At 40.1% G+C, this 10,263-nt stretch carries 12 protein-coding genes; 6 read left to right on the top strand and 6 right to left on the bottom strand.

Features of this window, described 5'->3' with window-relative positions; translation table 11 throughout:
* Positions 1–1,273 (top strand): ATP-binding protein (locus FJR06_RS10330; protein WP_168651376.1); only part of this gene is annotated, 1,273 nt, incomplete at its 5' end.
* A gap of 71 nt (positions 1,274–1,344) precedes the next feature.
* Here the strand turns inward: FJR06_RS10330 and FJR06_RS10325 are convergent.
* Positions 1,345–2,163 carry a hypothetical protein gene (locus FJR06_RS10325; RefSeq protein ID WP_174783453.1) on the bottom strand — a complete coding sequence of 273 codons (819 nt, stop codon included), beginning with the start codon at positions 2,161–2,163 and terminating at the stop codon, positions 1,345–1,347.
* A gap of 261 nt (positions 2,164–2,424) precedes the next feature.
* On the opposite strand from FJR06_RS10325, the gene FJR06_RS10320 reads away from it, so the two are divergent.
* Both FJR06_RS10320 and FJR06_RS10315 read left to right on the top strand, forming a co-directional pair.
* Entirely contained in the window at positions 2,425–3,021 is a 597-nt protein-coding gene (locus tag FJR06_RS10320; RefSeq protein ID WP_168651374.1) for a hypothetical protein, read from the top strand.
* A gap of 101 nt (positions 3,022–3,122) precedes the next feature.
* Entirely contained in the window at positions 3,123–3,767 is a 645-nt protein-coding gene (locus FJR06_RS10315) for a tyrosine-type recombinase/integrase (RefSeq protein WP_168651373.1), read from the top strand.
* 254 nt (positions 3,768–4,021) lie between these two features.
* Here the strand turns inward: FJR06_RS10315 and FJR06_RS10310 are convergent, their stop codons facing one another.
* Both FJR06_RS10310 and FJR06_RS23965 read right to left on the bottom strand, forming a co-directional pair.
* A complete protein-coding gene (locus FJR06_RS10310; protein ID WP_168651375.1) occupies positions 4,022–4,453 on the bottom strand; it encodes a phage major capsid protein in 432 nt (143 codons plus the stop codon).
* Positions 4,429–4,683, bottom strand: coding sequence for a hypothetical protein (locus tag FJR06_RS23965; protein ID WP_217359775.1), 255 nt, complete (start codon positions 4,681–4,683; stop codon positions 4,429–4,431). The genes FJR06_RS10310 and FJR06_RS23965 overlap by 25 nt, the downstream gene beginning before the upstream one ends.
* 261 nt (positions 4,684–4,944) lie before the next feature.
* Here FJR06_RS23965 and FJR06_RS10305 point away from each other — a divergent pair, with 261 nt between their 5' ends.
* On the top strand, positions 4,945–5,541 hold the full coding sequence (locus FJR06_RS10305) for a hypothetical protein (protein ID WP_168651374.1): 597 nt from the start codon (positions 4,945–4,947) through the stop codon (positions 5,539–5,541).
* Between the two features lie 101 nt (positions 5,542–5,642).
* Positions 5,643–6,287: a tyrosine-type recombinase/integrase gene (locus FJR06_RS10300; protein WP_168651373.1), complete on the top strand. Its 645-nt coding sequence runs from the start codon at positions 5,643–5,645 to the stop codon at positions 6,285–6,287.
* A 254-nt stretch (positions 6,288–6,541) separates the two neighbouring features.
* Here FJR06_RS10300 and FJR06_RS10295 read toward each other — a convergent pair whose 3' ends face one another.
* On the bottom strand, positions 6,542–7,744 hold the full coding sequence (locus tag FJR06_RS10295; protein ID WP_168651372.1) for a phage major capsid protein: 1,203 nt from the start codon (positions 7,742–7,744) through the stop codon (positions 6,542–6,544).
* A 42-nt stretch (positions 7,745–7,786) separates the two neighbouring features.
* Between FJR06_RS10295 and FJR06_RS10290 the strand changes: the two genes are divergently transcribed.
* Positions 7,787–7,960: a hypothetical protein gene (locus FJR06_RS10290; protein WP_168651371.1), complete on the top strand. Its 174-nt coding sequence runs from the start codon at positions 7,787–7,789 to the stop codon at positions 7,958–7,960.
* A gap of 135 nt (positions 7,961–8,095) precedes the next feature.
* Here FJR06_RS10290 and FJR06_RS10285 read toward each other — a convergent pair whose 3' ends face one another.
* Together FJR06_RS10285 and FJR06_RS10280 are read right to left on the bottom strand one after the other, a co-directional pair.
* Positions 8,096–8,293, bottom strand: a complete 198-nt coding sequence (locus tag FJR06_RS10285; protein WP_168651370.1) for a hypothetical protein — start codon at positions 8,291–8,293, stop codon at positions 8,096–8,098.
* Between the two features lie 8 nt (positions 8,294–8,301).
* Positions 8,302–10,263 (bottom strand): plasmid replication protein, CyRepA1 family (locus FJR06_RS10280; protein ID WP_371723762.1); only part of this gene is annotated, 1,962 nt, incomplete at its 5' end.

Raw genomic sequence — 10,263 nt, 5'->3', positions numbered from 1 at the left:
TGTCAAGGATAATTGCAGGGGTTACAACATCAAGAGAGGAATATCGTTTTTAGTTGACAGAGAACGCAGAAACCAACTATTTGATGAGAATATCAAAGTAGTTAAATTGTTACCACCTGAAGATGACAAAGCGATCAACTTTGGACTATGTTCTAGTTTATTCTTGTTGGCTGCTTATGGTGTCAGCAAGGCATTAACAGATAGTCAAGAAAAATCAATACATTCTCAGTTTAAGCTACTCAAAATAAAGGCACTTGAGATGGACATTATAGAACAAAATCACATAGATTTATTTGGGTTTAGTAAGTCAAATCAGGCGGAAATAACTAAACAAGTTATTGCTAGACAAACAGCAGAAACTATACAGCAGCTAAAGTCAGAAGGTGAGGTACAGCTTGACCACCTAAACGGACAATTACAGGGTCAATTATCCCTCAAGGGTCATCAGTTGCAATTGTCGGAACTTGACAAGGAAACTGCTAAGAATAATCTGGAGACTTTGGAGACTAACAGGAAGATTGACAAGTTAAATAAACCTACTCAAGACAGTAAACAACCTACACCCAATGAAGAATTAAAGAATAGTTTGGTTGAAGTTTTAAAGAACCATGAGGACGGCTGGTTATGGACTGTGATTAAAGCAGCTAAACCGCTTTGGATAATTGGAGAGCAGGGAACAGGGAAAACTAATACATCTGTAGCGATCGCACTAATCAGGAAATACTGCTTAAATATCCCAGTTTATCGGATAGCTGATAGACATTTAAACGGTGCTAATAGTAAAGTTTGGAAGTTGCTAGAGGCACAGCTTAAAGCTGATAATGATTCTGCCATTATTGAAGCTTTACAGGATACCTACGAACGCCGTTTAGAACGGATAGGACAAGATTTGGATGATAAGCAAGCTGAACAATTCCTACTTGATGAATTTACTCACCTGAAGGATATTGATAAAGAAACTGTACAACGGTTTATTAAATCTACATTCTCAGATACTCGCAAAGCTAAAGAACGGTTTATTGGTGTTACCCACTTGGGGACTAATGAAGCCTTTGGTGAAGGTACAGCAGCAATGAGGGAAGCTGGTAGTATATTGATTGAAAAGTTTTCAGCAGATGGGGATAAGCCATTATCTAGGGTAGTTATAAAACACGGTTTAGTTGATGCACAAGGTACTAAACTGAAGGACGTTGAATATACGCTACCCAAGTGGTTTGAAGCTAATAAACTTTATCAACATTTTAACGGAAAACCTTTGATTTTTGAGGATTAAAATAATTCTGCTGACATTGCAAACGCCCCTAACTGATATGCTAGGGGTGTTTTTTTGTTGGGGAATTTATGCTATTTTATCCTATTGTATTTTTTCCCGTTTTTGGTGGTGCGTTCCGTGGCATATCCCATAAATTTTAATATTTTGTTGATATCCCCCGTATCTTCTCTAAGGGTTAATTTCTCACCTGTTAGCTGTTCCAATATGCTTTGATTTTCGCGCATCGCGTCAAAAATACCATCAGTTTTCAATGTTTCCGCGTTGTACAATTCGCCTTCGGCAATACCTTCAATAATCAATAATTTGATGATTTGATCATTGTCCGTTAGGGAGTCAGCTAGATCAACATCTTCATGTTCTCCAGTCCCCTGTTCCCTGTTCCCTGTTTCCTGTTCTGGTAATTGGTTATTGACAATTAACAATTCTCCATTGTCCGTTGTCAGTTGTTCATTAATTGGGGATTGTGGAACAGGCACGAGGGGAACTGATGTTAATTCTTCAAACTGCTTTTTTAATTCCTGTAGTTCCTCTAAAAGCCCATTAAATTGACCCATTGCTGCTTCGCAGGAAGTAGAGATCGCCTCACCAATTCCCCCATCTGCTAATGATTCATCTATCAGCTTTTTTAAAATGTCTACATTGTCAACAATAGTCAACTTCTCTAATTTTTCCTGTACAGCAGTTTCTATCAATTCCTGTACCTGAACCATGTCTACACTGTTTACAACTTGTATACTAGGCTTTTTTGCATCTACACCCAAGGCATTTAATAAAAGTCTCTTAGCGGTCAAATTTAAGCTTTTTTCCCCATCTTCCTGATGTTGCCGTAACAGTTCCAATTCGTCATCTGTTAGGCGAAATGAAATAGGAGCATTGTTAGTAGTGGTCATAATGTCTACAGTGTTTACTTTATGTTTACATCAAGATCATAGCTACTTTGTTTACTATTGTCTACACTATGTCAACATTCATAAGTAAACTAAATGTAGACACTGTAGACAAGATAAGTAATTTTAATGTTTACAGGGTAGACAACTGTAGACAGACTTGGTATATTGAGAATGTAAACAAGGTGTAGACACAGTAAACACCTTGAGGGGTAAACACTTCACCGCCCCCTTTTAACCACTTCAAAATAAGGAATCTCTACAATGTTGCTAAATCAAGTTATCGCTTCACAACAATCCGCTTACGCTGACATCCAATCTCAAATCGAACTATTGCAAGAAAAGCAGCGCCATATCCAAGCTTACCTTCAGCAGTTGGGTAGCGTTGAATCTCAAATGGTATCGGCTGCACAAATGGTACAAGAAGCGATCGCATCCATCAGAGAAATTTGTCCAGACGAGTTAGTAAATTACCAAAACACAATTAATGACTTGTTTGGTGCTGTTCCTATAGCTAAATTAGAACCTAGTCCTGAACCTTCACCTAAAACAGAAACACAACCTGAACCCTCACCTGAACCACAAACTGAACCGGAAACAGATGATCAAATAGTAGATGTAATTGTTGAAGTAGAAACAGTTGAACATTTAGAAACTGCCAAAGATGATCTAATTCAAAAAATAGAAAACTACGCGGCTACAATGACCTGGAATAACTATAAAAAGTATGTGAGTAGTTACCCAGTAGGTAATGTTGGTAAAGCCAATAAAGCTGATATTCAAGCAATATTCAAGCAATACCTAGCATCCCTAGATAATGATGTACTGCGGGGGATGATAGCCAAAATCGAAAATGTGTAAAGTGGGTTTTTACCGCACCCTCAAACCACTAAAAACCCCTCGCTAACTTATTGTGTGGGGGTTTTGGTGTATTCTTATCTAAAGCAAATTGCTGGCATTACATGAAAATCAACAGGCACGGACGCGCCAAAGTTCTTACACAGCAAGAAATACAGTTAATTTTTAGTCAAGGTCTAGACAATGACCGTGACCGGATGCTGTTTGGTGTGTGTTTATTTAGTGCCTGTAGGATTAGAGAATGTGTAACCCTGCTAACTGGGGATGTTTACACCCCTAAAGGTGAAGTTAGACCACTATTTGTAATTAGAAAATCAAACACCAAAGGAAAACTGGCCACCCGTTCCATCCCAGTGATTGAAGACCTGCGACGGTTACTCGCTGGCTACTACTCCCAAGCTGGTAATGATTACCTGTTCCCCGGTAGAAGCAACGGACATATAAGCCACGATTCAGCAGCAAGGATTTTAAGGAAAGCTTGTGAGCAAGTAGGAATCACTGGAGTTAGTACCCACAGCTTCAGACGGACAGCCTTAACCCAGATGAGTAACGCTGGCATACCGTTAAGGGTAATACAGGAATTGTCAGGACACCGGAATTTAGAACAGTTACAAAGGTATTTAGAAGTGAGTGATGAACAGGTGTTAGGGGCTGTTTCTGCCTTATCAATGCTGTCACCTGTGGGTAATGTCGGTAAATTGACGTTTGACGACTCCAAAATAAAACCACTCACGAAACATTTTTCATGAGTGGTTTTATTTTTCTTCTATAGGCTCGGAAAAATCATCTTTTCAAGGAATATGCCCTTCCTAAAACTTCCTTAATGCTTAGTTTGCAGTCGTTCCAGCCTCTAAGCTTGCAGTATCTTATGGCATCTTTCAAATGATAATCCTGGAGTTGATCTAGAGGCATCCCCACACCTGCGAAGTAATATATTTGGCTATTTACAGCCACCGTACAGGATTTAGGGGATACGACGGATATTGATGCTTTGTTAAATGCCTTAGTTTGTAATGGCATCTTTGATAACACAAAAGCTATTTTCATGTCTAGCTTGGATGTCAACGGTTTGGAGCGCCCTAACCTTGACATCACCGGAATCATACCCATCGCCGTAGGGATTGGCCAAAATTTCCAACTCTCCCCATGACCCAATCAACAATTCATTGAAGTTACCAAAAATGATCGCGCTTAAATTTGTTCCTGTTCCTTTGGTCAAATTGCTTGGGACTTGGTTGCTAACCCCAGCACGATAGCCATTTAATAGACCATTCCCGATTTGATCATCGTAATTTGAAGCATTTTCCCAGATCCAATCAGAATTAGCTGCTGTAGGGTTTTTGAGGGTTCTTTTTAGCTTGCCTCTAGCGTTAGGAGTGGTCAAGAAGCCTAACGCCCCTACATCTGCGTTTATAGTGCTTGCCAACGTTTCCATCTGGATAATAGCTGTCTCTTATACACATCTAGATGTGTATAAGAGACAGTGTCTACACTGTTTACAACTTGTATACTAGGCTTTTTTGCATCTACACCCAAGGCATTTAATAAAAGTCTCTTAGCGGTCAAATTTAAGCTTTTTTCCCCATCTTCCTGATGTTGCCGTAACAGTTCCAATTCGTCATCTGTTAGGCGAAATGAAATAGGAGCATTGTTAGTAGTGGTCATAATGTCTACAGTGTTTACTTTATGTTTACATCAAGATCATAGCTACTTTGTTTACTATTGTCTACACTATGTCAACATTCATAAGTAAACTAAATGTAGACACTGTAGACAAGATAAGTAATTTTAATGTTTACAGGGTAGACAACTGTAGACAGACTTGGTATATTGAGAATGTAAACAAGGTGTAGACACAGTAAACACCTTGAGGGGTAAACACTTCACCGCCCCCTTTTAACCACTTCAAAATAAGGAATCTCTACAATGTTGCTAAATCAAGTTATCGCTTCACAACAATCCGCTTACGCTGACATCCAATCTCAAATCGAACTATTGCAAGAAAAGCAGCGCCATATCCAAGCTTACCTTCAGCAGTTGGGTAGCGTTGAATCTCAAATGGTATCGGCTGCACAAATGGTACAAGAAGCGATCGCATCCATCAGAGAAATTTGTCCAGACGAGTTAGTAAATTACCAAAACACAATTAATGACTTGTTTGGTGCTGTTCCTATAGCTAAATTAGAACCTAGTCCTGAACCTTCACCTAAAACAGAAACACAACCTGAACCCTCACCTGAACCACAAACTGAACCGGAAACAGATGATCAAATAGTAGATGTAATTGTTGAAGTAGAAACAGTTGAACATTTAGAAACTGCCAAAGATGATCTAATTCAAAAAATAGAAAACTACGCGGCTACAATGACCTGGAATAACTATAAAAAGTATGTGAGTAGTTACCCAGTAGGTAATGTTGGTAAAGCCAATAAAGCTGATATTCAAGCAATATTCAAGCAATACCTAGCATCCCTAGATAATGATGTACTGCGGGGGATGATAGCCAAAATCGAAAATGTGTAAAGTGGGTTTTTACCGCACCCTCAAACCACTAAAAACCCCTCGCTAACTTATTGTGTGGGGGTTTTGGTGTATTCTTATCTAAAGCAAATTGCTGGCATTACATGAAAATCAACAGGCACGGACGCGCCAAAGTTCTTACACAGCAAGAAATACAGTTAATTTTTAGTCAAGGTCTAGACAATGACCGTGACCGGATGCTGTTTGGTGTGTGTTTATTTAGTGCCTGTAGGATTAGAGAATGTGTAACCCTGCTAACTGGGGATGTTTACACCCCTAAAGGTGAAGTTAGACCACTATTTGTAATTAGAAAATCAAACACCAAAGGAAAACTGGCCACCCGTTCCATCCCAGTGATTGAAGACCTGCGACGGTTACTCGCTGGCTACTACTCCCAAGCTGGTAATGATTACCTGTTCCCCGGTAGAAGCAACGGACATATAAGCCACGATTCAGCAGCAAGGATTTTAAGGAAAGCTTGTGAGCAAGTAGGAATCACTGGAGTTAGTACCCACAGCTTCAGACGGACAGCCTTAACCCAGATGAGTAACGCTGGCATACCGTTAAGGGTAATACAGGAATTGTCAGGACACCGGAATTTAGAACAGTTACAAAGGTATTTAGAAGTGAGTGATGAACAGGTGTTAGGGGCTGTTTCTGCCTTATCAATGCTGTCACCTGTGGGTAATGTCGGTAAATTGACGTTTGACGACTCCAAAATAAAACCACTCACGAAACATTTTTCATGAGTGGTTTTATTTTTCTTCTATAGGCTCGGAAAAATCATCTTTTCAAGGAATATGCCCTTCCTAAAACTTCCTTAATGCTTAGTTTGCAGTCGTTCCAGCCTCTAAGCTTGCAGTATCTTATGGCATCTTTCAAATGATAATCCTGGAGTTGATCTAGAGGCATCCCCACACCTGCGAAGTAATATATTTGGCTATTTACAGCCACCGTACAGGATTTAGGGGATACGACGGATATTGATGCTTTGTTAAATGCCTTAGTTTGTAATGGCATCTTTGATAACACAAAAGCTATTTTCATGTCTAGCTTGGATGTCAACGGTTTGGAGCGCCCTAACCTTGACATCACCGGAATCATACCCATCGCCGTAGGGATTGGCCAAAATTTCCAACTCTCCCCATGACCCAATCAACAATTCATTGAAGTTACCAAAAATGATCGCGCTTAAATTTGTTCCTGTTCCTTTGGTCAAATTGCTTGGGACTTGGTTGCTAACCCCAGCACGATAGCCATTTAATAGACCATTCCCGATTTGATCATCGTAATTTGAAGCATTTTCCCAGATCCAATCAGAATTAGCTGCTGTAGGGTTTTTGAGGGTTCTTTTTAGCTTGCCTCTAGCGTTAGGAGTGGTCAAGAAGCCTAACGCCCCTACATCTGCGTTTATAGTGCTTGCCAACGTTTCCATCTGGATAATAGAGTCATAATTGGGTGCGCCCCCGTTAGTCCCCAAACTAACGACTTGTGCTGATGGGTAGTTCAAAATTCCCAATGGCTGATTGCTTGACCCACTGCCATTGATAGCAGCGCGGTCAATTTCTAACGCAATACCACTAGCTAAATCTTGTCTAATGAATCCCTCTACATCCAGGGATGTTTGCAACAAAAATGAGCGCGTATATCTGCTGATGTTACCGACCGTTTTAGGTCTTAGTCGCACATCGTCAAAAGTTGACTCGGATTGAGACACCGCACCGCCTTCCCCTACCCAATACGTAGCAGCGATTCCAGATTGACGCGGAATGTTTAAGTTCCCGTTTAAGTCAGATAGCATCCTTGCCCCCATCAGCATGATTAAAGCTTTGTTCCTTAAAAAGCTGATATAGTCCGTTGAAACGGAAGTTTGCACGGTCGCGCCCCCGGTGGCAGATGTACCGGTGGCATAAGTCGCGCGGTTTTCTAACGGGATTAGGAGATCAGAAATCGGGACAAAAGCGCCCCCGGTGGATTTATTGGAACGCGCTGCAATTTCATTGCTTATCTCGCGCTCAAAACCAGCATCACTCCAGTTCCCTGTGACACTTGCTAAAATTGCCTTTCTAATAGAATATTCTTGTTGCTGTTTTCCGCTCAAACCCAGTGTAGGTAAGGGGCTTGGCTCAAATTCTCTAAAATATTGGGGACGTTGGGCGTTGAATCTATTAAGAGGTTGAAAACTGTTCATCGCGTTAATTTCCATGAAAATTTGCTACCATTATTATAGCACAAATGTACTATAAAAATGTATACCGAAACTAAGCAAATTTCCGTTAGGGTCACGCCGGAAGAATTTGAAAAGCTTTGCTACCACTGCGATACAGCCCATACTAGCAAAAATCAGGTCATCCGAAATTGGATACAAAATTTGCCAGATATCCCCAAAATCAAAGCCAAAAAACGCGCTAAAGCAAATTAAATTGACATCAAAAAGCAAGTGTAAGAGTAGAGGCTATGCAAAAATTTTATTTAGGGTTATAAAGCGGCTCGCCAACCCGCATTGATTAGACCTCCAAAAGATAGTTATGGGGGGGGGTGGCAGTTGCCTTTCTTATCAGGATTGATGATAAATCAGTCTATCCTTTTGGGCTTGCCTCAAAGCTTCTCTGGCAACAATTAAGCGGCGATAAGAATTGATATACATATTTACTCTATATCTGCTAATGCCGGGGTATTTGGTCGCTATGAGGGCTTTTGCCTGTGCTATATTCCCAGCAGTCAGGAGGCTGATCATTTGTCCGTCAAATCCCATAATTCCCCCTAACAAATTTCTATTTGATCTTGTTTCCAGATGCAGCGGTCTAACCCGTTCCATAGGGTAACGAGTGCTTTGTAAGTCCCATTAATCAAAGTTTCAGACGTTTTCAGGACTGCACCAACCCAGGCTTGACCGTCCCAAACAAAACAGTTTTGGGGGATGTGAACCGGTTGTGTAGTTCTTTGGTTAACGTCCTGGTTTATGTCCACGTCCTGACAACCAACATTATTAATATTAGAATTTTGGGACGGATTTGGTATAGCAGTGATACCGTTTTCAATTTCATTTTGTATCAGTCCGATACAATTCACGTCCTGAGATTTTGCCAAGTCGGACTCATACCATTTTTGGAATATTTCACTACGTCCATCGGTGAGGCCACATATCCTATATATCCGGTTGCGATCGCCCGTCCCTTCCCGTCCTGCTTTGTCCAGCTTCAATCCCAATGGTTTTAGAATTTTTCTGAGGATTTGAATAGGAGTCATGTCGGGGTGCAGCTTCCCAACGAACATTCCCAAATCCCAAATATGATTCTTGGACTTATCTGCCATATCAATTAGCAATGGGTGAGCTTGGGTGAATTTGTCCAGTTCTAGGATTTGGGGGATGTTTAGCGATCGCATCAAGTTGACCTTTGCTGATGTTTGGGACTTGTTAAAGTCTGGTAGGAAAACTGATTGATTTTCTCTCATCTTCTTTGCAGATGTTTGATCCTTTTGGGGAACGTTATCAAATCCCAGTGTCAGGAAATAGTGGAGACGTAATTGGGGATAGTAGCCGTCATCATCTTTCAAAATCAGGTCAGGCGTAACATCAACTTGGTAACGTTTTTTAATTGAATATTTTCTCTGTCTTTGTCTATCCGTTTTAGTTTTCGCCTTTTGGTTTGATAGTCTTTCGTATCCCTTGTCATCTAAGTCGTCAATATCAATGGCTGCTGTTCCGTCCAAATCATTCAGGTAGTTTTCATCTCGTATAATTGTTATTTCTTCCTTGATAATTTCGTCGTCGTCGTCACATTTATTAGTGAGTGTATTGCCTTCATTAACAAGATTTTTTAGGATAATTCCCCTATAATCGCTCATCTCATTATTGATTCTACAAGCCATTTTTGCATAGCAGTTTAATGCAGAATCATTGGTGTTAATGTAATCTTCTACTACCTCAAATCCAACGTTTTTTAATTGTTGGAGATGTATTTTAAATTGCCTTCTATTACCATCTAATATTGAATATAACGACGTTGACCCGTCCCCCTGCCAAGATAAACCATTGGGAGCTATCCATAGATAACGGGGGACACTATCACGAAGTCTCATCAATTGTTGTCTGACTGCATTTTCTGACTGTACACCCTGGAAACATCCCCACACACTATCAAAATGATTCTTGACATCAATTGATATTCCCGTCCCCACAGATGGAGAAATTAACACTATAAAATATTGTTTGATAATCTCGTTAATTTTGGTGATGCAACCATAAGCTGGGTGTTCTGGATCTGCAATTGTTTCTGAATCAATTCTCAGGATTAAATCTTTCAAATGGGGGAATTTTTTGATAATAATTGACTCAATATTTTGAGTAGAAAACCTACCTTTGATTTTTTGAGAGTCAGTTGCTATAAGGGTTTTATTGCCGTTGTCAATTGCCTTGAGTAAGTCCCGTAACCAGTTTACCGGGGTAGTTTCTTCATGGTTAAAAATCTGATATCCCCCTTCTTTATAATCATTGTTGATGATAAAGATATCGTCATCTTTGCAGTTGGCAGCACTTTGCACAAAGTCTAAAGATACATCTGTTAAGTCTGCATCTAAGCACACTATTTTATCTGCATTAAGTAGCAATAATTGAAGCTGTTTAATAACTTCTGTACGATGTTCTCTAACTTCTGTTGATGAATTCAGCAAGTGCCATAAAATCTGTTCTATCTCATCAAGGATCACCACGTATTTGTTAGT

Source organism: Dolichospermum sp. UHCC 0352, from assembly GCF_009711925.1.
Classification (GTDB): Bacteria; Cyanobacteriota; Cyanobacteriia; order Cyanobacteriales; family Nostocaceae; genus Dolichospermum; species Dolichospermum lemmermannii.
Note: the sequence above shows the minus strand (reverse complement) of the source record. Positions and strands in the feature narration are given on the sequence as shown.

Bases quoted from the DNA above. Each gene is read 5' to 3' on its own strand.
- FJR06_RS10300 (WP_168651373.1), top strand. From the start codon at position 5,643: ATGAAAATCAACAGGCACGGACGCGCCAAAGTTCTTACACAGCAAGAA.
- FJR06_RS23965 (WP_217359775.1), bottom strand. From the start codon at position 4,683: ATGACCACTACTAACAATGCTCCTATTTCATTTCGCCTAACAGATGAC.
- FJR06_RS10315 (WP_168651373.1), top strand. From the start codon at position 3,123: ATGAAAATCAACAGGCACGGACGCGCCAAAGTTCTTACACAGCAAGAA.
- FJR06_RS10295 (WP_168651372.1), bottom strand. From the start codon at position 7,744: ATGGAAATTAACGCGATGAACAGTTTTCAACCTCTTAATAGATTCAAC.
- FJR06_RS10310 (WP_168651375.1), bottom strand. From the start codon at position 4,453: ATGGAAACGTTGGCAAGCACTATAAACGCAGATGTAGGGGCGTTAGGC.
- FJR06_RS10325 (WP_174783453.1), bottom strand. From the start codon at position 2,163: ATGACCACTACTAACAATGCTCCTATTTCATTTCGCCTAACAGATGAC.
- FJR06_RS10320 (WP_168651374.1), top strand. From the start codon at position 2,425: ATGTTGCTAAATCAAGTTATCGCTTCACAACAATCCGCTTACGCTGAC.
- FJR06_RS10305 (WP_168651374.1), top strand. From the start codon at position 4,945: ATGTTGCTAAATCAAGTTATCGCTTCACAACAATCCGCTTACGCTGAC.
- FJR06_RS10285 (WP_168651370.1), bottom strand. From the start codon at position 8,293: ATGGGATTTGACGGACAAATGATCAGCCTCCTGACTGCTGGGAATATA.
- FJR06_RS10290 (WP_168651371.1), top strand. From the start codon at position 7,787: ATGTATACCGAAACTAAGCAAATTTCCGTTAGGGTCACGCCGGAAGAA.